The organism is Actinoallomurus acanthiterrae (assembly GCF_054775715.1).
Genome location: NZ_BAAHCO010000001.1, coordinates 5,892,865 through 5,918,898, shown reverse-complemented (window position 1 = coordinate 5,918,898; position 26,034 = coordinate 5,892,865). Strand labels below are relative to the sequence as shown.

Annotated in this window: 25 protein-coding genes; 6 read left to right on the top strand and 19 right to left on the bottom strand. The window is 68.5% G+C overall.

All coding sequences use genetic code 11. The features are described 5' to 3' along the window. The first annotated feature begins 50 nt into the window (after window positions 1-50). Both ACYVF7_RS28030 and ACYVF7_RS28025 read left to right on the top strand, forming a co-directional pair. The gene (locus ACYVF7_RS28030; protein ID WP_460346629.1) at window positions 51-431 is read left to right on the top strand and encodes a VOC family protein; all 381 of its coding nucleotides are present in this window, start codon (window positions 51-53) and stop codon (window positions 429-431) included. A 270-nt stretch (window positions 432-701) separates the two neighbouring features. Then, window positions 702-944, top strand: coding sequence for an aldehyde dehydrogenase family protein (locus tag ACYVF7_RS28025; RefSeq protein WP_460358152.1), 243 nt, complete (start codon window positions 702-704; stop codon window positions 942-944). Window positions 945-957: 13 nt separating this feature from the next. On the opposite strand, the gene ACYVF7_RS28020 is transcribed toward ACYVF7_RS28025, so the two are convergent. Next, a complete protein-coding gene (locus ACYVF7_RS28020) occupies window positions 958-1,380 on the bottom strand; it encodes a universal stress protein (protein WP_460346627.1) in 423 nt (140 codons plus the stop codon). A 201-nt stretch (window positions 1,381-1,581) separates the two neighbouring features. On the opposite strand from ACYVF7_RS28020, the gene ACYVF7_RS28015 reads away from it, so the two are divergent. After that, window positions 1,582-2,043: a cyclic nucleotide-binding domain-containing protein gene (locus tag ACYVF7_RS28015; RefSeq protein ID WP_460346625.1), complete on the top strand. Its 462-nt coding sequence runs from the start codon at window positions 1,582-1,584 to the stop codon at window positions 2,041-2,043. A gap of 20 nt (window positions 2,044-2,063) precedes the next feature. Here ACYVF7_RS28015 and ACYVF7_RS28010 read toward each other — a convergent pair whose 3' ends face one another. Both ACYVF7_RS28010 and ACYVF7_RS28005 read right to left on the bottom strand, forming a co-directional pair. After that, window positions 2,064-2,723: a response regulator gene (locus tag ACYVF7_RS28010; RefSeq protein ID WP_460346623.1), complete on the bottom strand. Its 660-nt coding sequence runs from the start codon at window positions 2,721-2,723 to the stop codon at window positions 2,064-2,066. Between the two features lie 212 nt (window positions 2,724-2,935). Further along, window positions 2,936-3,640, bottom strand: coding sequence for an ArsR/SmtB family transcription factor (locus ACYVF7_RS28005; RefSeq protein ID WP_460346621.1), 705 nt, complete (start codon window positions 3,638-3,640; stop codon window positions 2,936-2,938). Between the two features lie 343 nt (window positions 3,641-3,983). Between ACYVF7_RS28005 and ACYVF7_RS28000 the strand changes: the two genes are divergently transcribed. Together ACYVF7_RS28000 and ACYVF7_RS27995 are read left to right on the top strand one after the other, a co-directional pair. Continuing rightward, a complete protein-coding gene (locus tag ACYVF7_RS28000; protein ID WP_460346619.1) occupies window positions 3,984-4,913 on the top strand; it encodes an MFS transporter in 930 nt (309 codons plus the stop codon). 71 nt (window positions 4,914-4,984) lie between these two features. Then, window positions 4,985-5,380: a hypothetical protein gene (locus ACYVF7_RS27995; protein WP_460346617.1), complete on the top strand. Its 396-nt coding sequence runs from the start codon at window positions 4,985-4,987 to the stop codon at window positions 5,378-5,380. A 146-nt stretch (window positions 5,381-5,526) separates the two neighbouring features. Here ACYVF7_RS27995 and ACYVF7_RS27990 read toward each other — a convergent pair whose 3' ends face one another. Further along, on the bottom strand, window positions 5,527-5,880 hold the full coding sequence (locus ACYVF7_RS27990; RefSeq protein WP_460346615.1) for a hypothetical protein: 354 nt from the start codon (window positions 5,878-5,880) through the stop codon (window positions 5,527-5,529). Here ACYVF7_RS27990 and ACYVF7_RS27985 point away from each other — a divergent pair. Next, on the top strand, window positions 5,880-6,269 hold the full coding sequence (locus tag ACYVF7_RS27985) for a neocarzinostatin apoprotein domain-containing protein (protein WP_460346613.1): 390 nt from the start codon (window positions 5,880-5,882) through the stop codon (window positions 6,267-6,269). The two genes, ACYVF7_RS27990 and ACYVF7_RS27985, sit on opposite strands and share 1 nt — an antisense overlap. Window positions 6,270-6,922: 653 nt before the next feature. Here the strand turns inward: ACYVF7_RS27985 and ACYVF7_RS27980 are convergent. The 15 genes from ACYVF7_RS27980 to ACYVF7_RS27910 all read right to left on the bottom strand — a co-directional run bounded on the left by ACYVF7_RS27980 (window position 6,923) and on the right by ACYVF7_RS27910 (window position 26,027). Then, a complete protein-coding gene (locus ACYVF7_RS27980) occupies window positions 6,923-8,503 on the bottom strand; it encodes an MFS transporter (RefSeq protein ID WP_460346611.1) in 1,581 nt (526 codons plus the stop codon). 159 nt (window positions 8,504-8,662) lie between these two features. Continuing rightward, window positions 8,663-9,514, bottom strand: a complete 852-nt coding sequence (locus tag ACYVF7_RS27975; protein WP_460346609.1) for a maleylpyruvate isomerase N-terminal domain-containing protein — start codon at window positions 9,512-9,514, stop codon at window positions 8,663-8,665. A 53-nt stretch (window positions 9,515-9,567) separates the two neighbouring features. Beyond that, entirely contained in the window at window positions 9,568-9,987 is a 420-nt protein-coding gene (locus tag ACYVF7_RS27970; protein ID WP_460358149.1) for a DUF1702 family protein, read from the bottom strand. Next, window positions 9,945-10,586, bottom strand: a complete 642-nt coding sequence (locus tag ACYVF7_RS27965) for a DUF1702 family protein (RefSeq protein ID WP_460358146.1) — start codon at window positions 10,584-10,586, stop codon at window positions 9,945-9,947. The genes ACYVF7_RS27970 and ACYVF7_RS27965 overlap by 43 nt, the downstream gene beginning before the upstream one ends. 105 nt (window positions 10,587-10,691) lie before the next feature. Continuing rightward, window positions 10,692-11,573 (bottom strand): enediyne biosynthesis protein, encoded by an 882-nt coding sequence (locus tag ACYVF7_RS27960; protein ID WP_460346607.1) that lies wholly within the window; start codon window positions 11,571-11,573, stop codon window positions 10,692-10,694. Between the two features lie 119 nt (window positions 11,574-11,692). After that, a complete protein-coding gene (locus ACYVF7_RS27955; RefSeq protein WP_460346605.1) occupies window positions 11,693-13,627 on the bottom strand; it encodes an FG-GAP-like repeat-containing protein in 1,935 nt (644 codons plus the stop codon). Window positions 13,628-13,810: 183 nt separating this feature from the next. Then, window positions 13,811-14,350, bottom strand: coding sequence for a carboxymuconolactone decarboxylase family protein (locus ACYVF7_RS27950; protein WP_460346603.1), 540 nt, complete (start codon window positions 14,348-14,350; stop codon window positions 13,811-13,813). A 91-nt stretch (window positions 14,351-14,441) separates the two neighbouring features. Next, window positions 14,442-14,993 (bottom strand): acyl-CoA thioesterase, encoded by a 552-nt coding sequence (locus ACYVF7_RS27945; RefSeq protein WP_460346601.1) that lies wholly within the window; start codon window positions 14,991-14,993, stop codon window positions 14,442-14,444. Next, the gene (locus ACYVF7_RS27940; RefSeq protein ID WP_460358144.1) at window positions 14,990-18,763 is read right to left on the bottom strand and encodes an SDR family NAD(P)-dependent oxidoreductase; all 3,774 of its coding nucleotides are present in this window, start codon (window positions 18,761-18,763) and stop codon (window positions 14,990-14,992) included. The genes ACYVF7_RS27945 and ACYVF7_RS27940 overlap by 4 nt, the downstream gene beginning before the upstream one ends. Next, window positions 18,646-20,688 carry a beta-ketoacyl synthase N-terminal-like domain-containing protein gene (locus tag ACYVF7_RS27935; RefSeq protein ID WP_460346599.1) on the bottom strand — a complete coding sequence of 681 codons (2,043 nt, stop codon included), beginning with the start codon at window positions 20,686-20,688 and terminating at the stop codon, window positions 18,646-18,648. The genes ACYVF7_RS27940 and ACYVF7_RS27935 overlap by 118 nt, the downstream gene beginning before the upstream one ends. Continuing rightward, window positions 20,685-20,822: a hypothetical protein gene (locus ACYVF7_RS27930; RefSeq protein ID WP_460346597.1), complete on the bottom strand. Its 138-nt coding sequence runs from the start codon at window positions 20,820-20,822 to the stop codon at window positions 20,685-20,687. The genes ACYVF7_RS27935 and ACYVF7_RS27930 overlap by 4 nt, the downstream gene beginning before the upstream one ends. A gap of 589 nt (window positions 20,823-21,411) precedes the next feature. After that, entirely contained in the window at window positions 21,412-22,632 is a 1,221-nt protein-coding gene (locus ACYVF7_RS27925; RefSeq protein WP_460346596.1) for an ABC1 kinase family protein, read from the bottom strand. Between the two features lie 62 nt (window positions 22,633-22,694). Beyond that, a complete protein-coding gene (locus ACYVF7_RS27920; protein ID WP_460346594.1) occupies window positions 22,695-23,423 on the bottom strand; it encodes a hypothetical protein in 729 nt (242 codons plus the stop codon). 572 nt (window positions 23,424-23,995) lie between these two features. Next, the gene (locus ACYVF7_RS27915) at window positions 23,996-24,649 is read right to left on the bottom strand and encodes a winged helix-turn-helix transcriptional regulator (protein ID WP_460346592.1); all 654 of its coding nucleotides are present in this window, start codon (window positions 24,647-24,649) and stop codon (window positions 23,996-23,998) included. A gap of 103 nt (window positions 24,650-24,752) precedes the next feature. Then, a complete protein-coding gene (locus ACYVF7_RS27910; protein ID WP_460346590.1) occupies window positions 24,753-26,027 on the bottom strand; it encodes a methyltransferase domain-containing protein in 1,275 nt (424 codons plus the stop codon). Window positions 26,028-26,034 lie beyond the last annotated feature (7 nt).

Below are 26,034 nucleotides of genomic sequence, written 5' to 3'. Positions count from 1 at the left end.
GTATCACCGGCAGGATGGGAGCCGTCACCGAGAAGGAAAGGCGGCCATCCATGACCGCGATCGCCTCACTTGCCATGGTCAACCTCGACTGCGCCGATCCCCGGGCGCTCGCCGAGTTCTACCACCAGGTCCTCGACCTGCCGATCACCCACAGCGAGGACGCGTACGCCATGATCGGCGACGGCGTGACCAACGTCGGTTTCGGGCAGGTGGCGGGCTACCGGGCGCCGAACTGGCCCGACACGGACTCTTCCAAGCGATACCACCTCGACCTGTACGCCGACGACCTGGACGAGGCCGAGGCGCGCTGCGTGAAGCTCGGGGCCGTCCGGCCGGAGTTCCAGCCGGGCGGCGACCGCTGGCGGGTCCTGCTCGACCCGGCCGGTCACCCGTTCTGCGTCTGTCTCCGCCCCGGAACCGACGCCTCCTGACGAGCCGCCATGTCGCCGGTCCGGCCCGTAGCGGCCGGACCGAGGCGGCGTCGTGAGGCCGATGAGCGCGGGCCGGGGGAGGGGGTGGGTTACCGGTCGCGTCCCACGGGCGTGGAGCGGCCGGTCTCCCGCGAGGCCTTGTACTCCCCGAGGAGCGATTCCAGACGCCCGCCATGAAAGTGGCGTACTCGCGCATGTCAGCGAGGCGGCCGCGCTGCCGTTCGGACAGGTCCGCCCCGGTCACCATCATCTCCTCCTTCGGAGGAAGGACTGGAGAAGGCCCGCGACTCACGCTTCGGCCTCGCCGCCACCGTCTACACGGCCGACCCGGCGCACATCGCCGCGGCGCGCGGCATCCCCGCCGGAGTCCTCTGGATCAACCAATGGCAGGGCGGCGGTCCCGAACGACTCTACGAACCGGCCGGCGACAGCGGCATGGGAGCCACCGGCTCCCGCGCGGCCTACGACGCGGCCACCCGCCCCGTCTCGATCCACACCGCCCCGGACGCGTGACCCGCGCGGCGACTCAGACGTCCTGCCGCGAATCGCCCACACACACGATGACCTCACACGGCGACGCGATCAGGACCGTCGGAACCGTGGCACCCTCGAGCAGGTCACCGTAATGAGCGTTCAGCCGCGCGCCGACCACCAGAGCCTCGGCCCGCGCGGCGAGCCGGGTCAGCTCCACACCGGGCTCGCCGCGCGCGACCCGCAGCCGCGTCGTGATCTGCTGCGAGCGCGGCAGGAGCCTGGCCACCTCGTCACGCAGCCGCAGCCACGCACGCCCCCACCCCAACAGCCCCTCCGAAGCCGGAACGACCTGGACGACGTCCAGGCGAGCATGACGGCGCCGGGCCTCCTCCGCCGCCCGGCGCAGCGCCGCGACGGAGTTCGGGGATCCGTCGAACCCCGTGATCACATACCGGGGTCCCGGGCCAACGAGCATGACGACCTCCTCAAGTCGCTATCCACGATCCCCCCGCATCCCGGCCCGGGAGAGAGCCGAGCGGCCCCACCGGGCGGGACCTTCGGCCCTTCTGCGCCCGCGCCGCCGCCACGGACGCTGGAAGAGCGCCGGCGGTGATCCGCCGGTGCGACACGGTGGGACGCCACCGACCACCGGACATCGGCGAGGGGATGAACGGCCATGACGACGTTGCCGGGAACGGCCCTGACAGCCCACGAGTTCTTCCGGGGCATGCCCGAACGGCACGTCGACATGCTCGCCCGGGCCGCCCACTACGCCCACGAACCGGCCGGGCACCGCTTCTTCGAGGAGGGCGGACGCGCCGATCGGTTCTGGCTCATCCAGGCCGGCCGCATCACCCTGGACCTGCGCGTCCCCGGCCGCGGCACCGTCGTCGTCGAGACGCTCGGCCGCGGCACCGTGCTGGGATGGTCCTGGCTGTTCCCGCCGTACGAATGGCGCTTCGGCGCCGTCGCCGCCGAACCCGTCCGCGCGATCGTCCTGGACGGCCGCACCGTACGCGCCCTGTGCGTGACCGACCCGGCCCTCGGCTTCGAGCTCACCCGCCGGTTCACCGCGATCATGCTCGACCGCCTGCAGAACACCCGGATGCGGCTCATCGACCACTGCACCCCGGCCTGACCACCACGCCCGCGCCCGACTCACTCGTCGCGGGACTCGTGGCCCTCCGCCGCCTTCAACTGGGCCACGAACGCGGCCGCCTGCGTACGCCGGCGCATGTCGAGCTTGGCGAACAGGTTCGACACGTAGTTCTTCACCGTCTTCTCCGCCAGGAACAGACGCTCGCCGATCTGCCGGTTCGTCAGCCCCTCACCGATCAGCTCGAGGATCTGACGCTCCTGACTCGACAGGGCTGCGAGGGGGTCCTTGCGGGTCTGACGCTCCCGCAGCCGCTGCAGCATCTGCGCCGTGCTGCGCGGGTCGAGCAGCGACTGCCCGGACGCCACGGTACGCACCGCGCTGACCAGATCGGACCCGTGGATCTGCTTGAGCACATACCCCGCCGCACCGGCCATGACCGCGTCGAACAGCGCCTCCTCGTCGGAGAAGGACGTCAGCATCAGGCACGCCACCTCCTGCATGCGCGAGCGGACGTCCCGGCACACGCTGACACCGTCCCCGTCGGGCAGCCGCACGTCCAGCACGGCCACGTCCGGACGCGCCGCCGGGATGCGCGCCAGCGCCTGCTCCGCGCTGCCGGCCTCACCCACGATCTCGATGTCCGATTCCGACGACAGCAAGGCCGCCACCCCACGCCGGACGACCTCATGGTCATCCACCAAGAACACCCGGATGGTCATGAACGCCTCGCTTCCCCCTGGCCGTACGACGCCCTGAACACCGCGCCCCCGCGGGAACAGGGCGCCTCGGCCCTGAAATCAAGGACCAACGGCCCTCGCAGCCCCGGCACCGATCCCATCATTCCCTACAGAACCACACCTACGCGGGCGGATCGGCCCAGGTCAGGGATATCGCCGTCCCCGGACCGCACCACGAACGTACGCCCCGGCGGTCAGGAGGGGGAGGGGCGGTGCCCGCCGGCCAGCCGGTCACCCAGATCGCTCCGCCGATACAGGACCTGACGCCCGCTCTGGGCCCGGGTGACCAGTCCCGCCGCGAACAGCACCCGCAGATGCTGGGACACCGCGCTGGGCGTCACCCCCACACGGCGGGCGAGCTCGGCGGTGGCCAGCGGCTCCTCCAGCAACCCCAGCAGCCTGGCCCGCGGCGCGCCGATCAGCGCCACCAGAGCGGACGCGCCGGCGGCCCGCACCGGAGCCCACAACGTCGCCACGCCACGGCTGGGATACACCAGCATCGGCGGCTCATCCGGGCTCACCGGGGGAGCGGGCTTGTGAGCGAACACCGACGGCACCAGCAACAGCCCCTGCCCCGGCGCCTCGACGCGATGCGCGCCGATCATCTTGTCGATCTGCAGGACCCCGTCGTGCCATCGCAGGTTCGGGTGCATATCCGCGAACAGCAGACGGGCGCCGCCCAGGGCCAGCTGCCGGGCACGGTAGGTCATGTCGGCCTCCAGCAGCAGGCGCATCCGCGGCCACGCCGGCTCGATCGCCAGGCCCCAGTACCGCCGCAGCAGATCACAGATCGCGTCCCGCAGCCGGACGACGGCCTCGTCATCGCCGGTGGCCGCTTCCCGCAGGACGCGGGGGAGCGGGCCGGGCGCGTGCGCCGCCAGCAGATCACGGCGCACCACACCCGGGCAGGTCCCGCGAACGACGGCCAGTTCCTCCTCGAAGGCCCGGGCGAAGCCGGCCGCGGGGTCAGGAAGTCCGGAAGGGTGAGCCGGTCCCCGACCAGGGACATCAGCAGACCGGCGTCCAGCGTCGCGAGCCCGCCGATGACGGACCTGCGCCACGGCAGGTGCAACGCCGACAGGCCCGGATCCCGAAGCACCCGCAGGCTCAGCACCGTCTCGGTCACGGGGGAGAGGGCGAAACGCGTGTCGGCGAGGTCCTCGACGCCGAGCACGAAACCGATCATTAAGCCCCACGCTACATCCATCGACGGCCGGGCACCGCCGCCGTGGACTCGGGTCCATGACACCAGCAGCCCGCCGGCGGCCCGCACCCGGCACGGAACCGTCATCGACCGGCCGGGGGAGCGGCATCGGCCGGTCGATGGTCCTGACCCTGGCCGTCACCTGCGGCGTAGCCGTCGGCACCGTCTACTTCCCGCAGTCGATCAGCCCGCTGATCGCCGCCGGACTGCACGTACCAGCCAGCGCGGCCGCCCTGGCGGTGACCGCCGTCCAGGCCGGCTACACCGCCGGGATCTTCCTGCTCGTCCCGCTCGGCGACCGGCTCCCGCCCCGACCCTTCCTCGCCACCCTGCTCGCCCTCACCGGCCTGGGCCTGCTCGCCGCCGGCTGCGCACCCACCCTGCCGGCCCTGATCGCCGCCAGCGCCCTCACCGGCGTCACCACCGTCGCCGCACCGGTCATCGCGCCGCTCGCCGCCGGGCTCGTGCCCGCCGACCGCCGCGGAACGGTGACCGGCACCCTGCTCAGCGGATCGATCGGCGGAATGCTGCTGGCCCGCACCTTCAGCGGAACGCTCGGCGAACGGCTCGGCTGGCGCGCCCCCTACCTGGCGGCCGCGGTGCTGACACTGCTCCTCGCGGCCGTCCTGGCCCGCACCCTGCCGGCCACCGCCCCGCCCGCACGCCGCCCGTACCCGGCGCTCATCGCCGAGCCGCTCCGCCTGCTGCGCGCCGAGGCGGACCTGCGCCGCTCCTGCCTCTACCAGGCATGCGTCTTCGCCGGATTCTCCGCCGTCTGGACCTGCCTGGCGCTCCTGCTCACCGGCCCGTCCTACGGCCTGGACGCCCAGGCCGTAGGCATGCTCGCCCTGGTCGGGGGAGCGACCATGCTCTGCACCCCGCTCGCCGGCCGCCTGGTGGACCGCCGGGGCCCCGGCCCGGTGAACCTCCTCTGCCTGCTCGGCGCCTCGCCGCGGCCGCCGTCCTGACCGCCGGCGCCTGCGGGGGAGCAGCGGGCCTGACCGCCCTGACCATCGGCACTCTGCTCCTGGACGTCGCGATGCAGTCCGGCATGGTCGCCAACCAGGCCCGCATCTTCGCGCTGCGCGCCGACGCCCGCAGCAGGCTCAACACCGCCTACATGACCTGCGCCTACCTGGGCGGCAGCGCGGGCTCCTGGCTCGGAACCCGCGCCTACGGGCACGCCGGGTGGCCGGGAGTGTGCGCGCTCGTCGCCGCGCTCACCGCACTCGCCCTGGCCCGCCACCTCCTGTCACCTTCGAACCGAAGACCACCGCGACTGTCTCCCTCGCTTATGTACGGCCGCTGCCGAAAGGAGCGGGCCGGGCTGCGCATCGTCGCGAGCGTGTCAGCGCTCGTTCGTCGTCAGGTGTCAGTACGGCGCCTTCGTCCCGACCGCTCGTATCGACGTTGCACGCACCGAAGCGAGACGTAGCGTTATCTCGGCCCCCTGGACACGGCCGGACGGCCACTGCCGGTCGAGTACTAGGCGATTCTCGCTCACGTCACCAGAGCCGAGTCGCTGACCTGCCGTTCATCGTGGACGCGCCCCAGACACCGCCCTCAACTGCGGAAGGTCGGCTACTGGATCGTGTGCTCCCGGAGGGTCTCGGTGGACAGGGCCGGAGTCTTCTCCGGCGTATCGCGGTCGCGAAACCTGACTGTGCGATGGTATAAAAACATGTAGTAATCGCCGGGTACGCACCCAAGAGGGATTATGCGACCGATCAGCCGGATTCCACGAAGCCTGATGTTCGCCGTGGTGACTGTGATCGTGGCGGCCGCGGTCGTCGCCGTCCTGTACGCCCGGTCGGGGGACTCGCGCACCTCGTCGTCGAAATCATCACCAAAAGGCCAGAGTTCCACATCCAATGACCAGGTGATCAAGAAGGCGGAGACCTTGATCACGCCGGGCGCGGCGATCGATGTGGTCAATGCCGCAGGCCGGGCACGCCGCGTCCGGGCTGCATGAGGGCGAGTCCATCTCCACGACCGTCACCGGGTTCCCGGCCGGTCGAACGGGAATGCAGTCCTCCATCGGCGAATGCGCCGGCCAACGGGCCGAGCTGACCGTGTGCGCCGTTACCGAGATGTCGCGGTTCGTTGCCGATCGGAATGGCACTGGCCGGGCGCACGTCGTGGTCCATCGCACGTTCACCGGAATGACCAGCCAGGGGACGAATGCCGGCATGATCGACTGTGCCAAGGTCGGCGGAGGCTGCTTCCTGATCGCCGTCGCAGTCCAATCGAACGGGGGCGACCCGAGCAAACCGTCAAACCTGAAGATCGTGGCGCGGGTCACCAGGCCGATCTCGTTCGGTTAGTCGGATACTCCGACCCCTGCGTTCCTCAGTTGGGATGGCGGGAGTTCGACGCCGGCTGCCCCGGATGCGCCAGGAAGGCCGATCTCACGGGCGAGCGAGGGGCAGGGACTGATGCGTTATCAGACCCTCTACTTGACATAATGTTCATTATCGAGCATCTGCTGAATCGCCAGAAGACACCCCCTGAAAGGACCTTCGATGGACCGGCGCGCCCGTGTCGACGGCATCGTCACGACCCGGATGCTCGCCAGTTTCCGGCCGTCCGGCACCGATGCCGCGCGTTCACGGAACGAGTCGACGTGCCGCCGCCCTCAACGGCGCGTACGACCACAGGAATGATCAACGAATTCACGGCGGACGTCGCGGAACCCGCAGCCGTCGATCGATGCTCCAACGGCGCACTGGACCGAAGATGATGCGTTCCGCCACGACGACCCTCACGCCCGGCATCGAGGCTGCCGGAGCCCGATCCCCTGTCACTCCTGCGGTCCTGGCGCCCGTGACCTATACCGAACAGAATTTGGATTCTGTCTGATATGCGGCATTCGGGCCTCCATGAGCGCTTTGGGGCTTGGTGTCCTGTCTCACGGAACTTGGCCTCTGTCCCATCAAAGTCGCTCATAGCCCCTGCCAAGACCGACGTTGTGGTCGTCCTATCTGAGCTGGGGCAGGTGTTCTGCCCCGAGTTCCGCGGCCGTGATCTCCTCCAGCGGCCTGTGCCGGGTCTCGATGGCAACCAGCAGCGCCAGCGCGGCGGCCAGCGTCAGGGGTATCGCGCCGAGCGCAGCGGTGACCCGCATCGAGGGCGCGGCCACGTCGGCGACGACCATGGCGATGACGAGGACGCCGCCCGCCTTCGTCGTCCCGGCCGCCAGCCCGCTGCCGCGCGACCGGATCCGGGTCGGATAGATTTCGGCCGCGTACGCCGACAGGACCGCCACCACTGAACTGGACCCCCAGATCGGGACCACCAGCAACGCCTTGAGCAGCGGCCGGTCTTCGGCGACCGAGTCGCCAAGGATCATGAATCCGAGCAGCGCCGTCGCCACGATCGCCATCAGGCCGATCATGGTCCAACGACTCGATCGGTGGTAGAAGTAGGCGACCACGAAGGTGAGGGGGAATCCGATCAGCGCGGAGTCCCGGAGCATCCGGTCTGCGGTCACTCCCCCATAGCCGAGGTGACGCAGGTTCGTCGGCAGCCACAGTTGGAATCCGTACGTCACCAACCCGATGCCGATTCCGGCCAGGGCCAGGATCGCGGTCAGGCCGATGAACGGGGGACGCAGCACCTCGTGGTAACGACTGCGCACGGCCGTCTCGGCCTGGAGCTCTGATCGTTCGATGGGGACGATCTCGGCGTGGTACTTGCGCAGGACCTCGCGCGCCTCGTGTTCCTTGCCGACAGCAAGCAGGTACCGGGGCGATTCAGGAACCCACCGGGTGAGAAGGATGAATACGAGCCCGGTCGGCAGCCCGATGAGCCAGAGGATGCGCCAACTGTAGGTGGGCGTGAGGGTTTCCGAGGCCCAACTCGTCAGCACGTAACCGCCGGCGATGTCACCGCCGATGAGCACCATCAGCCAGCCGCGGTGACGCGCCGGAATGGTCTCGGACAGCAGTGTGAATGCGACCGGGAGCATCCCGCCGACGCCCACGCCCATGATGAAGCACATCAGCAGATTCAGGTTGAAGCTCGGCATGGCACCGCAGATCGAGGTGCCGACAAAGATCACTCCGGCCAGCAGCATGGCCGCCCGGCGCCCCATGCGATCACCCAGCCAGCCCCACAGGAGCGAGCCGAGGACGGTGCCGATGATGCCGGACAGCGGCAGCAGCGCGACGGGCACGCTCCCGTGGGGATTTAGGGCCGATTTCAGGCCGTACTCCTTCGCTACGCCGGGGGTGACGAAAGCCAGTGAGGTGGGCTTCATCACGTCGATCGTCACGGCGGCGGCCAGAACGAGGAGAAGGCCCACATGGGTGCGGCCGATCCGCGCGTCGTCGATGGCCCCGACCTTCAGCCGCGCCGCGACGTCGAAGTCGGCGTGACGTGGCAGGAGACCGTATCCGGACAGGGCGATACCGATGACGACGAGGACCATTCCAGTGATCATTCCGGCGTCCATCTTCATTCCGGCCATGCGGTAATGCATGTCGCGGGCTTGGAAGTACATCGGGAGATGGAGGAACACCCCGATGGCGACGAGCGCCGCCCCGAGCCAGAATGTCACGAGACGGCGCCGACCGTCCGAGTTGTTAGGCTCTCCGATTGATTCCTTCGCCAATCCGCGTGATTCTTGAGAGTTCGTCATTAAGTCAGCCCTATCAACGATACATACGATAGTTGCTTTATCCAGAAACTGCGCCGTCCAGCTATGGATGAGCGGGCATCAGGACGGTAGACGGAGGATTCGGAGGAAGGCCGGCAATTTCCACGGTCGTCGACCCCGGACGGCGATCTTTCCCATCAGCACTGCGCGGGGCTTGCCGATGCGGCCGAACAGCACCAGGTTGAGCGTCGTCGGATCGAAGGACAGGCGCACGTCGGTGTAGCCGCCGGGCTCTTCCACCGTGACGAACCCGTCGGTCATCGCGAGCGTCACGGGCGTGGTGTACGGCGAGCGGAACTCGACCGCAATGCGCCCCGCCGGCGCGGGGCCGTGTCCGTCCAGCAGCCGACCGTAGCCGTACCGGGTCACTCCGACGAGGAACAGGTCGAAGAAGAGCGCGGCCTCCTCGGGTGGGACCACCCACCGCGCGTCACCGGCGAAAGCGATGTCGCGGCCATGGATCTGGAGTTCGTTGAGCAGGTGCGCGAACACCCCGGCGAGCGGAACCTCGGATCCGCCCAGCCACGGCACGGCGGTCTTCGGATCCGTGCCGTCTGTCGCCTGCAGGAGGTGGTCGATGTCCGACCGCAACGTTTGGGCGATCCGACGCGGGTCCCGCTCGGTGAATTGGACGAGCAGAGCGGCATTGAGGTCGTCGACGGTGTCGACGACCGTCGACTGGACGAGATCGTCGAGGCCCTCGAACGGGACTGCGGCGTCCGGATCGAGCATGGATGTGTAGACCCGGGCGATGGTCAGCACGTGGGCGGCGGTCTCCCCCACCGACCAGTGCTGAGTCGCCTTCGGCCCTCGATCGGGGGCGGAGGAGACGAGTTCTGCGAATCGGTCGCCGGTCCGGCGAAGGGATCGGCGTGTCGCCGTCCATTTGTCATCGGTAAGGCTGAGCGCCATTGTCCCCTCCGGTGAACCTGATGCGGTGGTGTTCTCGGCCGGGATGCCGGAGGCTAAGTCCTCCCGCGGATGGCGAACTCCTCGGCGATGCGCCGCCGCCACGTCTCGTAGGCGGGTTCGGGGCTCCGGGCGTCCTCGGCCGGGACGATCGTCTCTTCGGGGAGCATCGCGCGGCACACCTGTGCCGCCTGTGCCGGAGTCATGTGGCAGAACGTCTCGGTGGCGAGCTCGACGTGCGGCACGACAAGATCCGCGCGCAGCCGCGCCTCCGCGGCGAATGCCGAGCCCTGAGCGATATTCGGCCGGTATTCGCCGGCTTGCTGCCAGAGGCCGCACATTTCCTTCTCATCCGCACCACCCGCGTAGGTGATGGCCAGGCCCACCCCGCTGAACAGGGCGGCGCGGCGTTCTTCGGGGAAGCGCTCGATCGTCATGACCGTAAGGTCGGTATCCGTGCCGCAAACGAACCACAGGGCACGTCCGATGCCCTGGTCGATGGCCCGGCCCGCGTACGGTGCGGAGGCGCCGGCGGCCAGGGAAAGGACTCCTCCCGGAATCGTCGGTGAACGTAGCGATCGGTGTGAAAGTACGCCTGATGAAAGCCGTACCCGTCGAGCACGAGCCAGCGGAGCAGCGGGTCGGGCGCGCTCAGTCTCGACCAGCGGAACCTTGGCAGCCGGGCCATGGCCCATCCGATGCCGACGTAGGCCATGTAGACATGGTCGGAGCCCGGTCCGGAGAGAAGATCGTCTACTCGGCCCGCTCGACCGAATGGCAGGCCGTCCAGGACCGCGCATCCCATGGCCGCGCCCTCATAGGCGAAACCACGAAAACGCGTCGGGATCCGGTCGAGCCCTGGCCGTGTCTCGGCCGCCGAGCGGGTCTCGGCCGCGCGGGCATAGCCAGTGAGGAAGGTACGGCCTATGGTCTCGAGCAGGTCGCGGGCGTCTGGGTCCTTCACGTGGAATCCGCGTACGTCGAGCCGGGTCGCCGACTGGTTCGGCGTCAGCACACGACTCCGGATTCTTCTCCAGGAATTACCCAAGGATCCTCCTGAATTCGGCCCTGCCATGACGGATAGAGCTACACGGAATTGCGGATGCGGCGCAGGAGGTGTCTCCCGGAAACCGGGAGACACCTCGGCCGCACGCGATCGGCGCGGAGACCGGTCTGCCCGTCAGGCCGTGACGGGCTCTGGCGGGTCGGCGCCCGTCTCTGCGGGGTCTGCTGTTCGCGTAGCACGCTCACGCCGCCGTCGCCACAGGTAGGCGCCCCACCAGCCGACCCCGCGGAGGGCGCAGACGATGGTCGTCGCGTAGAACAAGGTGTAGGTGACGTTGGCCACCATGAGCGCGCCGTAGACGAAGGCGACCGCACTGCCGAACATGAACTGGGCACGTGGTTTGGCAGGTGTGGTGCCCGGGTCGGTGATCATGTAATTGGTGAATAGCACGAATGCGACGCCGCTCATGACCCCCAACGCGGTGAACAACGGGGCGTGCCAGATCCAGTGACGGATGAGCGCCTGGATCACGAATGCGCCCATCCACCCCACGATGAGCGGTATCCGGCGTGTGAGCATGGCGTTGATCACCGTGCCGGCGGTGGCGATGACCAGCGGAATCGTGATTCGGAACAAGGTGTTGGCGTACTCGGTGAACTCGTATGGCGGAGCGATGCTGACCCATGTTCCTAGGGTGAGCAGGACGACGGTGATGCCCAGATTTGAGGGATTCATGAAGTGACGCCACCGGCCGTTGATCGGTGCCCTGAGCGCGTGTTTCTGTCCCACCCCTACCACGATGGCCAGCATGATCGGCCACCACTGGTTGTTTGCATAGAGAAGCATGTTGGCGGCAAGGCTGGTGATGTGCGCCGGCAACAGGAACTCGTACAGCCCGCGAAGGCCCCTTCCACGGAAGCCTGGCGGCCGGCGCTCGGCCCAGGCCCTGATCAGCTCAAAGATGATCTCCGTGGAGTATCCGGTCGCGACGGCGAGGAACGGCCACAGCCACGGCTGCTCGAAGCCGAGCACGGTGTAACCGAGGATGTTGAACACCGTGATGGAGATCGCGAAGTTGCGTAGTGCCAGGTAGCGGGGGTCGGGTCGGCGCTCGGGCGACGCCGCGGGTGTCACCGCGGGAGCGGGTGCGCTGTTCGCCGTTTGGGCGGTCGTGGTCATCGGCTCGGAACCTCCTCGGCCGCGTTGTCCAGGAGAAGGGTGTGCTCCCCCGGGGTGAGCTGCATGGTCTGGTCGTGCAGCGCGCCCCGCGTGTCGCGCCACCGCACCGTGACGGGTATGGCGCCGGCGTACGCGCCGAGGCCGAACCGCACCTCGAAGCTGCGCTTGCCGCTGTGTCCGCCGCCACCGTCCAGTTGGGAGAGCACGGAGTGTCCGTCCGCTGTGCGGATCCGCGCGGTTGCGCCGTAGGCGGGGCTGCCGAGAGCCCGTAGACCGTGTGCGTCATGAGCACCCGCCACCGGGCGGTAGAGGTGAAGATCAAGGTACTGACCGCGGGCTGGTGCGTTGTTGGCGTAGAACGCCGGCGGACCCCACTGCCGGGCTATCGCGAGGTCTAGAGCGCCGTTCTCTCGGGTGTCTGCCGTGGCGATGCCCCGGGTCGGAATCGGCACGGCCAGTCCGAGTTGCTCGTCTATGTTCACGAAGGTGCCGTGGGCTCCCTGGCGGGAATAGAAAGCCATGGGCTGGCTCCCCGCGATGTCATCACCGGGTTGGACGTTCGGCCACATCTTCGGGTTGGTGTAGATCGAGTCGTTGCTCATGGCCAGTTCCTGCAGCCAGGGCCAGCGGTTGATCCTGCCCTTGACGAACCCCTCGGCCTGCAGTACCTCAAGCGTTCCGTCGTTCAGGAAGTCGCCCATCTTGACGTCCCAGCCCCATCCGGACCATGCCAGCCCCAATTGCTGAGCCTGCTGTGAGAAGGGCGCCACTCCGCTTGCGAGCCGCCGGTTCATGTCCGCCTCGCTCTTCGCCTCATTGATCCAGGCGAAGTTGCTCTCCTCGAGTCCCCGAGCGGCGGTGATGTTGCTGACGACCATGTCGAATCTGCCGTTGCGGTTAAGGTCACCGAAGTCGATGCCCATCCCCTTGAATGAATCGTGGCCGAGGACGAATGACTTGGGAGTCGCCGGGCCGCGTCTCCCTGTTGCTTCGGTGAACTTGATGTGACCGGGTGTCGACACGTTGTGGAGCAGGTGATCCTCGCCGAAGTCGTTGGCGACATAGACCTCTGGCTTGCCGTCACCGGTCAGGTCCGCGCTCGAAATGGCAAGCGTCCACCCGGTCGAGGTCCGATAGGGAACGGCGTCGTGTTCCTCCACATAATGAGCTGTCGGGTGTGGCCCGGCGGTCGCTCCGTACCATCGGAACACATGCGTGCCGCCGCCGTTCTTGGCGTCGGACATCGACGAGTTCATCACCACGTTGCTCTGGCCATGTGGATCAAGCACGTCGGAATCGGGAAAGTAATTTGCCAGAAAGATATCCGGATGGCCGATTCCTTCGTAGTCCCCGACGCTGACCGCGTTGGTGTTCCACCGCGGGCCGTGGTAACGCCCGTCGACCGAGACCTGAGGGACCAGTTCCACCGGCTCGTACGCGTTCGCCGCCACAGTGGTGGCGTCTGCCCGGGCAAGGAAGAGGACCGGGGTGCGGCCCCAGTAATTGACCATGAGGTCCATCCGGCCGTCTGCGTTGAAGTCGCCGGGTGTGCAGCCCATGGGTGCCATGGCCGAGTCGACCGGAAGAGGTTTGGGATCGAGGGTGAACGGGGTGAACCTGTCCTCAGGCGGTGCGGTCGGGGCGTAGGTCACCACGACCTGGTCGGTGCGCGGATCGACGAAGCACATGGTGTCGGCGCGCCCTCGGCCCCATAGGTCGTTGAGGGCGATCGACGCCCCCACCGATGAGATCCACGACCGGACGTGGTGGTAGGCCGGGTTGACCTTGCGAACCGTCTGTCGCGGTCGGTAACCGGGAGGCAACGCGATGGGCATCTCGTTGAACCGGTAACGCGAGGCGATCTGCTCCCGTTCAGTGCCGGACGCGTCCGGGAGGCGCGCAACGAGGAAGAGGATCAAGACCACGACCACCGCGACGGCACCGGGAACTGATTTTCTCAGTCGGGCATTTGAGAGAGACATCGTTTCCTCTCATCCGGAGAGACGCAGAAAGCGATCCGAGCGCCGGCCGACCGGGGATCTTCAGTAGGCATGTCGATACCGCGAAGTCAGTGCAGCCGGATGGGGCCGGCAGGACCCCTTGTCGGTCCGCGGTCAGGTTTGATCGACATATCCGTGCGCGACGAGGCGCATAGCGGCATCCTCGTACGCGGCCGGGTCCGCGGGAACATCGGTGGCCAGCCCGTCGACATAACGGTTGGCCAGGCAGAACGTCGCCGCGATCAATACGGTGTCGTGGATCTCCGTGTCGGTCGCGCCGGCCGCGCGTGCGTCGGTGACGTGCTCGCCACGGACCGCGGCGCCGCCCTCCTGCACCGCCCGGGCGATGCGCAGCAGCGCTCTCAGCTTGACCGACACCGGCGCGTCGGCCGGATCCGCGCAGACCTCCTCGACGAGGGTGCGCCCGCCGGGGAGCTGCGCGGCGGCGAACGCGGCATGCGCGGATGTGCAGAAGACGCACTCGTTCAGGGCCGACACGTAGGTCGCGATCAGTTCCCGCTCGCCCCGGGTGAGGGTGCTCGGCCCGCGCAACAGTAAATCGACGAGTTCGGAGAGCGGGCGCGCCGTTTCCGGACGGTAGCGGAACAGGCCGAGGATGCCCGGCAGGTTGTTTCCCAGATCGATGTGCGGCATCTGACCTCCTGGTGATGGCACCGCGGTGCTCGCGTGGCAGGAAACCGGAGATCCGTCGCGGCCGGCTCGACGGCGATGGCTCCGGGCGATCTCATGAGGGAACACGTCCCTTCTCGGTGGGGGTCTGGGAGGTGCCGCGGCCGTTCCCGGCGACCTCTTCTCGTCTTAGGAAGGCATTGGACGGCCGGGGCATCGCGGTGTCTAATCCGCCGTTCATGGTTTCGGTGTAGGGATCGAGCGCCTTCCTCAGCTCGTCCGGCATGCTCACGGGGACGAGCCCGTCCTCGTCGCGGGTCATGAAGGCGACGGTCTGCTCTCCGCGCGCCACGAGCAGGCCGGGGCCGGCGTCGATCCGGTAGTAGGCGAAGTCCATGGTCAGTCGGTTGCCGTCGATCCGGCGGAGGGACATCCGCACGGACACCAGGTCGAGGGCGTACAGCTCCGAGATGAAGTCGCATGCGCATGAGGCGGTGACCAGCGCCAGGTCGTCGCTGAGACGAGCCACGACGCCTGGGGCCTTCTCGGCGATGAACCGCTCCCGGCAGGTTCCCTGCCACATCACGTAGTTGGCGAAGTAGACGTTGCCCACCGTGTTCGTGTCGGCGAACGTCACCCGGTGGCGGTATTCGAAGTACGGTCTCATGACCCCCCCTTGATGAGGACGGCCAGTGCTAGCTGCCGCGGGTGGCCGTCGATGGCGAACATGGCCGAGATGACGTCGTCGCCGTCCGCGCGGAGCACGATCCACCCGTCCTCGTGGACGCGGTGGCCCCTGAGCGGCACGCTTGTGCCCAGGCATGCGTAGATGGTGTGCAGCCGTGCGTGGATCTGAGGCTCCGACTCTCCGCAGAGATGCGTCAGCTCGGCGATCGACGAGGCCCACCGAGGGTCTGGCGGCCCCGCGACGTCCGGTACCCATGCGCAGGCCGCCGGGTCGCCGCCCGCTGCGGTCATTACGGGCTCGCCGGCCACCGTAAGGTCCAGCCTGACGTCCCGGCCCGCCGACAACTCCGCCAGGTGGCGGTTCACGTAGGGGCCGACGATCGCGGCAGGGCGCCCGCCCGATGCGGGCAGCGGGCCGACGTCGCGCAGCCGCAGCCCCGACCAGCTGACAACCGGCCGCCCGGCGGCGTCCTGCAGCAGGACGTCGTAGGTGTGGTCGGCGCCGGAATGCCCACGCTCGATCGCGCGGAGGGTGAGGTCGCCGCCATCGGTCTGTCGTTGATGCACCGTGAACCGCGCGCATCCGGTCGGCAGAAGCCGCCGATGCGGCACGCATCCCTGCATTATGTGGATGGAGGCGTCGTTGCGTGCTGGATCGCCGAACCGTAGGGCGCTGGGCAGTCCGGGCCCGAACTGCCAGGGCCGGTCGCCGCGTAGCACCGCGGTGCAGGCGGTGGCCTCCAGGTGGGTGTACGCGCCGAGCCGGTGGAATCGTGGGCCGTGGAAGAAGAGCGGGCCGTACAGTGCGCCGCCATCGTGTGCGGGCGGCCGCTGTCCCCCGCCGGGAACGTCGGGCGGGGCGGCTTCGGTGCACGTCACGGTACCTGCGGCGTGGCTGACGGCGAGGCCGGTCTCGTCACTGCGCACGACGATGTCCACATCGCCGTCTTCGCGGGTCAGCGCGGACACCTGGATGGTCCGGTGCCCGTTGTCCGGTATGACCACCGGGCGGTCGAAGCGGGTGTTCACCACTCCCCTGACGGGCCCTCCGGTGATCACGGCCGCCGCCTGTGCCATCGCCTCCAGGAGGCAGACGGCGGGCAGGACCAGTACGCCGTCGATGCGGTGGTCCAGAAGATACGGATCGTCCGCCACGCTGATCTCGGTCTCGGCGACCAGTTCGACGCCGGGCGTCCAGGATCGCGTGCGCCGCAGGAAGCGGTGTTCCCCGATTGGTGCCCCATCCGCCAGGTCGAGTTGGGGTAGGCGTCCGCTCACGATCACGGCGTGTGCCTCGGGCGGTGCCTCCGCCACCTGGGCGAGGAGCTCCACGCCGCGCTCGGCGGGCAGCGGGACGACGCCCTCAGCGTCGAGGGTGTCGAGCACGTCGAGTCGCTCAGCCATTCCGGCACCGGACCAGACGGTCCAATCCACGTCGCACACCCGGCAGTCAGGGAGTTCGCGGGACAGAACCCGGCTGAGCTCGCGCATGCGGCCGTTGGCGAGTGCGTAATGCGCCTCGCCTGGGAGGCCGAAACGGCCGATCACCGAACCGTATGTGATGAGGAGCCGCAGCTTCGGGCGGTCGACGGCGTCCAGCAGCGCCCGTAGCGCGTGGTGCTTGGGCGCGGCGTGCCCGGCGAAGTCGTCCGGGGTGAGATCGGCGAAGCGGGCCGGACGGTTGAGCCCGCTGGCGTGGAGGATGCCGGCGATCGGGCCGAGCGCCGCAGTGATGCGATGGACGCTGCGGCGCAGTGTGGCGGCGTCGGTCACATCAGCGGCTTCGTAGTGGACGTTGACACCCGCCTCGCGTAGCCGCGCCAGGCCGGCATGCAGCTCTTTGTCGTTTTCTGGCCGGCTGCGGCCGATGAGCCCGAGGCGGACGCCCCAGCGCCGGGCGAGGAACAGGGCGCTGTGGAATCCGATGCCTTTCCCTCCACCGGTCACCAGGAGTACCTGCCCGGGCGACAGTGGAGCGCCGGTCCCCCGGGTGACGGCGGGGCGATAGGCCGTGGTGCGGACGTGGCCTGCCTCGTCGACGACGACTTCCGCGTGACCGTTCCAGGAGGTGACCAGTACGTCCGCGAGCACGTCGGCCCGGTCATCCGTGGTGGCCCGCACCCACCGCACCGGCCGACCGGGATGTTCCTGCGCGATCGTCCCGAGGAAACCCGACGCCGTGTCGCCCTGGTCGACGACGGTGAGCGGCGCGTCCTCGGCCAGGGCCCGGCGGGTGCCGTCGAGCAGTGCGCCGATCGCGTCGTCGTCGGGATCTTCGGGCAGGAACACCAGGTATGCGGGCTGGGTGTGGGGGGCGATCTGCAGGCGGGGCTCGATGGAGGCGCGAAGGGAGCCGGTTCCAAGAATCCGCCAGTCGAGCCGCTGCGGTGCGCCGGGCGGGTCGGCCGGGCGTGTCTCCGGAATGAGCACCCGGTGCCATTCGGCGACTCCGCCGGTTCTGCGCTCGAGCCGTTCGCTGTCTTCCGCGGCCGACGGCAGCTGCTCGATCGTCTCGATCAGTGTTCCGACGGTGGTCTCGGTCATTAGCTGCTGTCCCGCAGGGGCGGCTCGCCCGGCCGCCTTGGCGGCCTGGACGGTGAGCTGGACGACCCGCAGCGAGCTCAGGTGCAGGTCGCCGAGCAGGAACTCGCTGTCGTCGATCGCGTCCAGCGGAAGCTCGACCGCCTCGGCGATCAACTGGCGGACGAGGGAGGGCAGGTCGCAGGAGTCCATGGCCGTGGCGCCGTCCCTCTCCGCCGCGGCCCTGTTCGCGGCGGGCGGGAGCGGGTTGTCTCCGTGCATCGCGGCGTATGTGTCGCCGACGTCACCCTCGCTGCCCGAGCGCGCGCTGCTGGTGTGCGGATGGGCGCGGGCGGCTACCCGGGCAGGCGTGTACGCGTCCTGAAGAACCAGGTCGGCGCCCGGTGCGCTCTCGCAGGGATTGGCGAGGAACTGCGGGTCGCGCCAGAGGTCGAAGGGGCGGTGGAAGCGTCCGGCGAACAGGACGGTGAGGTCGTCGCACGCGCCGGCTGCGAACAGCGCTCCGGTGGCGTCGCACAGGGGTAGCGCCGACTCGGCGCCCACATCGAGTGCGACGGCCGGCACGTCCGTGATGGACCGTGCCATCATCGTGAGGGAGTGTCCGGGGCCCGTCTCGACGAGGACGTCGCAGTCGGCGGCCAGCAGTTGGAGGGCCTCACGGAACCGCACCGGCCCGGTGACCTGTGCGGCGAGCATCCGGCGGAGATCGTCGGCGGAGTTCAGCTCGCGGCCGCTCACGGTGGAGTAGACGCGGCGGCGGACGGCTGCGACGGGTACGTCGGCGAGGTAGTGCGCGAGGGCCGGTTCGGCGGGGGCGACCGCGGGTGAGTGGAAGGCATGGCTGACGTTCAGCCGCTGTGCGACGACACCGGCGGCTTGGGCTCGGTCGGCGACGAGGTCGATGTCGGTGATCGTGCCTGCGACGACCTGCGCGGCGCCGTTATCGGCCGCGGTGACCAGATCGGTGCCCACGATGAGGGAGGCGACGACGTCGCGCGGTGCGGCGACGGACAGCATCCCGGTTCCGTGTGCGCCCGCGTCGGCCATGATCCGGCCCCGCGCCGTGACCAGGGCCACGGTGTCCGGCTCGGTTAACGCGCCGGCCCAGTGCAGGGCGGTGATCTCGCCGAGGCTGTGCCCCGCGGCGGCCACGGGCGTGACACCGAGCCGTGCCAGCCAGCGGAGTCCGGCAACGGAGGCCCGAAAGATCGCCGGCTGCGCCACGGCGGTGTCCACCGCCTCCGTCTCCGGCCGGGGACGGCCGGAGACCGGCCCGCCGGGGACTTCTCGAAACAGTCCCGGCACTCCGGGAGGACGAGGCCCAGAGCGCCGGGGCGGCCGGGTACCGGTGCACCCTGACCGGGGAACAGCAGGCCGACGCGTCCTGGTGAGCCCTGTCCCACCCAGATCCCGGCCGCTGCGGCGAACGTGCGGGTGCCCAGCCCTGCGATCAGGTCGCGCGCCTGGACGGCACGTCGGGCCAGCTCGGCCGGCTCGCGGGCCACGATGGCCACCCGTATCCCCTCCGTACGGTGGCCATTTCGGCCGGCGAGCGCGGCCGCGAGGTCGGTGTGCTCGGCGAAGGACATCGTCGCGGCCCGTGCCGCCATCCGGTCCAGCAACGCCGCCATATCAGCGGCCGTATCGGCAGCGGTGGCGAACAGTTCGCAGTTGAGGTCGCCGCCGACGGTACGGCGTTCCCTTGCCGTCAGTCGCGTCTTCCGATGTTCGGTCGCCGCCTCCAGTACGACATGAGCGTTGATGCCGCCGAAGCCCATCGAGCTGACCGCCGCCCGCCGCGGCGCGTCCGGCCATGTCTCGGCATCCTCGACGATCCGGAGCGGGACGCCGGGTTGGCGCAGCAGGCGGTGCGGGCGTTCACAGCCGGTCGTCGGCGGGATGACCTGTCGGTGCAGCGCCATGGTCGCCTTGATGAGACTGGCCGCCCCGGCTGCGGCCTTGGTGTGGCCGATGTTGGCCTTGACGGATCCGAGCGCCGCCGGAGGGCCGCTGCGCGGGGCCGCCTGGATCTCGATGAGAGTGCCGAGCTCTGCCTGATCGCCGACTGCGGTGCCGGTCCCGTGCCCCTCGAACAACGCGACGGTTTCGGCGCCGAACCCGGCTCTGGCGTACGCCCGCCGCAGCGCCAGCAACTGGCCCGACGTCTCGGGCCGGGTGAGGCCGCCTTGCCCGTCGGAGGAGACGCCCCATCCCCGGATCAGTGCGATCGGCGTGAGCCCTTCGGCGGCGGCGTCTTTGGCGCGCATGAGCGCGACCATTCCGCAGCCCTCGCCGGGGAGGAAGCCGGTCGGCTCTGCGTCGTACACCCGCATCATCGACTCCGCCAAGGCCCCGACCCGGGCGAAGCCCACCATCTCGAACGGGTCGAGGCTGAGGTCGACGCCGCCGGCGAGGGCGAAGTCGAGGTCACCGTTGGTCAGCGCGGTGCAGGCCGTCGTCACCGCCAGCAGCGACGATGAACACGCTCCGTCGACCGTATAGCCGACGCCGCGCAGGTCGAAGTGGTTGCAGATGCGTCCGGCCACCGCGTTCGCGAGGCCCCCGACGAGGCTCTCGTCGGTTGGTTCGGGAAACGGCTCCTTGTAGGCCTTTTCCACCTGGCGCAGCAGTTCGGCGAGTGCATCGGCCTCCAGGTCGAGGCCGCCGAGCGTGCCCTGCAGGATCCGCCGCACATACGGCCAGCGCAGCCGCATCAACGCGGCACGGCTGAACTCGCCGTTCATGGTGTTGCCCAAGATCACGCCGGCACGATCGCCGTTCAGCCCGCGGGCGCCCGGAAAACCGGCCGAGGCCAGGGTCGCGGCGGCCACGTCCAGGGCCAGCCAGTGCGTCAGGTCCGTGACACGGTACGTTGGGCCCGGCACGCGGAAGCGGGTTCGGTCGAACGACCATCCGTCCAGCACGCCCGCGTATCGCGCGTAGGTGGAGTCGGAGCCCGCGTCGGCGGATGGGCCGTAGTCGGCGAGGTCCAGGCGCACACGTGGCAGCGGACGGAACGCCTGGCGCCGGGCCAGCACCGTCTCCCAGAGCTGGTCGGGATCGTCGGCGTCCGGGTACCGGCAACCTACGCCGACGATGGCGATGGCGTCGTGCGCAGCCACGGGATCGCTCACGATGTCCCCCTCGTCTCCTGGATGCCGGCCGGCATCGCGCCCGGGGCGGACACGTGGCGCAGGAACTTCTTAAGCTGCGACCTGACGGGGCGGCGCCGGGAAACGGTGATCAGATCGAGGATGATGGTGCTCATCACCGTTCCTTCGAAGGTGAAGCCGCGCAGCCGGTGCGGGAGCGCCGGGAAGTCCAGTGCAGCCGGATATATCGGGAACAAAAAAATCATGCGCGGAACCCCCAAACAGCACGATACGCCTGAAACTAATCAGCTTCCGCAGGATAGTCAATGCAGGATATGCAGGCCGGACATCAAGTGTCGGGCCCGCGCACGTCATACGCATGAATGAACTCCGCACGACAGATTGCGCACCGCACCAGCGGTACGCTGCGGAGACTCGCCGCGTGACTTTCGGAAACGTTCTCAAACGTCGACAAAGGGTGCCGATGAATCGCGAAAGTGCGCGGCGGACGACGCGGCCGACCAGGCTGCGCGGAGGTCACCGATGATCTCGTCGAGTCTCGTGTCCACGCTGTTCAGAGGCGCTGGCAGGCCGCTGCATCGAGTCAGTGTAATTACTATTACAATAGCCGCTCAGTAGTCGACGCACAGGAATCCTTCATGGCGAGCGAAGAGATTTTCAGCCGACCTACCGACTGGCCTACAAGCAATAAAAACCTACCTCCTGACAATAGTTGATGTCACCGACGAAACCTTTGGGCTAGGGTCATGGATCGCCCGAGAGAAGAAGTCCATGCATCACATAAGGAGCGGCTTCCATCTGGAAGTCGAACTGCGGGTGGTAACGCTGGATCGTTCCTTCGAGGGTCAGGAGGCACAGGAGGGGAAACACGAACTCCGGCTCCGCGTACAGGCCATGCCGTCGTTGTAGATCAAAGAGGGCGACACAGAAGCTGGGAAGGTTGAAGTCCTCGACCGCCACGCCGGCGTTGCGCGCGACGAGTTCGGCGACGCCGACCCGGAACCACCGCACGTCCGCTCCCGTGTCGACGCGTCGCACGGTCGACAGCAGGATGTCGGCGCACGCCTCGCCGTCTCCGCGGATCATGCCCCCGAAGAACTCGGTGAACTTGCGGTGTGCCATCGGGCTCATCTGGAAGACGAAGCCGGCGTCCAGCACCACCACCCTGCCGTCTGGCATGAAGTAGACGTTCCCCTGGTGCAGGTCGACATGGATGAGGCCCTCGACGAACAGCATCCGGTAGACGGCGCGCACCAGGGTGGCCACCTCCGCCCTACGGACGTCTTCGGGCAGGGAGTCGATCGACGTGCGGCCGAGACCCTCGATGAATTCCATGGTGATGATGCCCTCGCCGCACAGTTCGGGGATCACGTCCGGGATGACCACGCCCGGCGTGGACGCGAGGTTGTCGTGCAGCCGCCGGAGGCTGGCCGCCTCGGCCGTGAAGTCGAGCTGCGCCTCCAGGCTGTCGGCGATCTGCTCGACGATCTCCACGAGCGGCAACCCGCGGAAGGCGGGAAGTCGTGCAGCCAGGCTCGCAATACGGCGCATTAAGGCCATGTCCGCCGTGATCAAGGCCTCTGCGTTCGGGCGGCGGACCTTCACCGCGACGGCCCGGCCGTCCAGTTCGACTCGGTAGACGCACGCGATGGAACCGCTCGCCGCCGGAGGCCTGCGGAGGCCACGGACGAACGCCGGCGGAACCCGGCCGAGCCCGGTGCGCGCCGTGCGAAGTGCCTCCCCGGAGTTCATAGGCTCAACGCTGTCGTGTAGCCGGCCGAGGGCTCCGGCGAGCGTCTCCCCCACCAGGTCGACGCGTGTCGCCAGAAGCTGTCCCGCCTTGACGAACGCACCGGCGAGCCGTTCGAGAAGCCGCGCGAACTCGGCGGCGGCACGCTCGCCACGGTGCCGCCGCCGGGTCGTTAACATGATCAACATCAGCCGCGCCAGGGTCGGCGGGGCCATCCAGACGATCCGGCCTACGGCCCTGAGGAGTATGCGAAGCTCGGCGGGCGTGCCCGGCCATGTCAGCACACCCTTCCAGGACACTGGTGTTCGAGCTCGGCGCGCAGGCACCTGGGATCACCGTCGAACGCCTCCTCCGGAAGAGGAAGGGGCTCGCCGTCGCGGTGGAACTCCGTCCATCGGCCGGTCTGTGGACGCGAGACCCTGATCCGCTTGGGCAGGCCGTCGATGTCATCGTCGCCCAGCTCCAGGACCTCCCAGCGCCGGAACTGCTCGCGACGCCGCTCGACGACACGTGCGACGACCACTCCGGTGCCGGAATCGGTGGCCTCGGTCACGGTAAGTCCCGGCGTGCTGCCCGGGCCGAGGTAACAACGGGACTCCGCTGAGCGCCACCGGCTCCAGGACATGTCCACCTCGATGTCCGCCGGCACGACGTCCAGCCCGGGGTAGCGCCATGCCATGAGGTCGAGGTAGCCGATGTCGGTCAGCGGAAGACAGGCGAAGACGTAGCGCTCGACCAGGCGCACCGACGTCCTCATGGTGGGGACGTAGGTCTGAACACAGCACTCCCGACGAGCGTGGTTCTCGGTGATCCAGACGTGGGTGCCCGACAGACTGTCGGGTTCGACGACGAACAGTCCGGTAACGGCCGTCCCCTTGGCGATCCGCCGCCCGATCAGGTAGCGCATCGGCCGCTGTCCCATCGTGGCCTCCACGGCGAACCCGTAGGACGAGAGCCTGCCCGCACTGAGATTGGCGCGCGCGGCGGCGTGCGCCTCACCGCTCACCGAGCGCACCCGCCCGGCGCCGGCGCTTCGCCCGCCCGAGGGGTTGCCGACGCGCCGACCGACGAGGGTACGGGCAGGGACGCCATGCCTCCCGGCATGGATGTGCGACAGTGCCGGCCTGCGTGAAAGGTAGTCGCCATCTCGGGCAGTTTCACGATGTTCCCTATCCAATCGGAACATGGGCTGGTCGGCAGCAGTAAAGACGAGGATCGGCGAGGCCGTCAAGGACATATTTGCCATGAGTAAAGGTGATAATGCACAAGGGCGGGACGAGCGGAGGACCACCGGTGCAACGGCTCACCGTTACGCGATGCGACCCTCACGGATCACCGGGGCGGCAGCGCTCGTGGCGTTCCGGACCTCGCGTCCGGGCGCTGTCACGGATGGACGAACGCCTCACCGCTGATGCGCTCTCAGTCACCGTGCACGACCTCTCGGTGAGTGTGGCAGCCCTCAAGAAGTAAGCTTTAGGTACGAAATGGCGTAGCCTGGTTATGCCCTATTAGAGGACTTCAGTAATGTGTAGTCAAGGGCGTAGATCGAAGGATCCACAGGCAGGCCGGGACCGGCCGTCAGGCCACCAGGCCCAGCAGCCGGGAGCAGCGCAGCATCGCATCCTCATCGCCGTCCATGACGAGGCGCCTGGTGAGCGTCGCCTCGAGCGGATCCAGGCGACCCGCTCCGATCTCCACGAACGTCACGGCGTCGGTATGGACGACAAGGGCCGGTTCGGTGGTCGCCTTGCCATGCGCCACCGAGACCCGACCGTCCTCCACCTTGACGTGAAACGCCTCGTCATCGATGCGGAACTCGTACTGCTCGTCGGGACCGGTCCAGGCGGGATCGGCCATCGCCTCGATCGCCAGAACCGCCCACCGGGGACGCACGATGTCCTCGGCTTGGGGCATCGGGAGCGTGCCCAGGCCCCAGCGCGCCAGCGAGAGTACCGCGTTGCGAAGCCCCTCCCCCTGGTCGGTCAGCTCGTACATCCGGACCCTGGAACCTTCACGGGGCCGCTGGCGGATGACGCCGACCTCGGTCAGGAACTTCAGCCGGTCGGCGAGCAGATTGGTGCCGATTCCGGGCAGGTTGACCAGCAACTCGTTGTACCGGCAGGGGCCGGTGAGCAGCTCGCGGATGATCAGTAGCGTCCAGCGCTCGCCGACGATGTCGAGCGCGCCCGCGAGGCCGCAGTACTGCCCGTAGTTGCGGCGCTGATGCTTCACGTCGGGACGCCCTCCTCGCTGCCAACTTTACAAGTATATTCCGGAGCGCATGACGCGCGAACCACGCGCGGAACCCGGATGTCGGCGTGGTCAGCCGGGCATGTCAGGAGCACACGGCCTTACCCGAATCGGCGGAGACGATCCGGGGCTCCGGAAGGGGGATGATGAAACGTCCCCCGCCGTGGAGGTAGCGGGTCTCCCGGCGAAGAATCTCCTCCGCGTAGTTCCAGGCGAGGAGCAGGTAGTAGTCGGGCGGCCGCCGGCGTGCCCGTTCCGGAGACCAGACGGGAATCGTCGTGCCGGGCAGCAGCCGGCCCTGCTTGAACGGTGTCGTGTCATGGCAGAAGGCGAGATGGTCGCCGCCGAGGTGACATGCGTTGACCATGATCGCGCCTTTGGCCGGTGCGCCGTCGCCGGCCACGACGCTGCCACCGGTCACCCGCTCCCGTACGAGTTCGCCGAGTGACTCCCTCGCCCGCCGGACCCGCCGGGCGAACGCGTGGTATGTGGACAGGTCGGTGAGTCTGGTCCGGCCTTCCAGAGCCAGCAGGTCCGCCACACGTGGGGCGACCGGTCCGTCGCCGTTCGCGGGCCGGGCGAACACCACGATGGACCCACCATGCACGCCCGCACGCTCGACGTCCACGACCCGCAACCCGTGCCGATGGAACAAGATGCAAAGAGTACCGACCGAGAAGTACGACAGATGCTCGTGGTAAATCGTGTCGAACTGGTTCCCCGTCAGCAGGTCCAGCAGGTACGGCACCTCGATCGCGAAGACGCCGGACGGATCGAGCAGCGTCTTGACGCCGTCGAGCACGTCATCGAGATCCGCGATGTGCGCGAACACGTGCCGGCCCAGGACCAGCCGCGCGGCGCCGTAATCCTGCCTGACGCGCCGGGCGACGTCCCCGCCGAAGAACTCCGGCAGCGTCTCGATCCCGCGGCGCCCGGCGATGTCGGCCAGGTTCCGTGCCGGGTCGACTCCCAGAACGCGCATTCCGGCGGCGCGGAAGAGATCGAGCTGAGTTCCGGTGTTGCTGCCGAGTTCGACGACGAACGACCCGGGCCGCAGGCCGAATCGCCGGATGCACAGCTCGGTAAGGTGACGTGTGTGCGTCCGCACTGTGAGCGAATCGGACGACGTATAGACGTAATTCTTGAAGAGCTCATTGGGGTCGACGACGTGACGCAGGCACATCAGTCGGCATCCGCGGCACACGATGACATCCAGGGGATACCGTGGCACCGCCTCGGCGGCTTCTGTGGGCGCACGAAAGTCGTTGGCCAGCGGCATCGGCCCCAGAGAAATGACGTCGAACCAGTCGTTCATCCCGCACACGCGGCAGCGGTCGACCCGCCGAATGATGTCTTTCACACGAGTA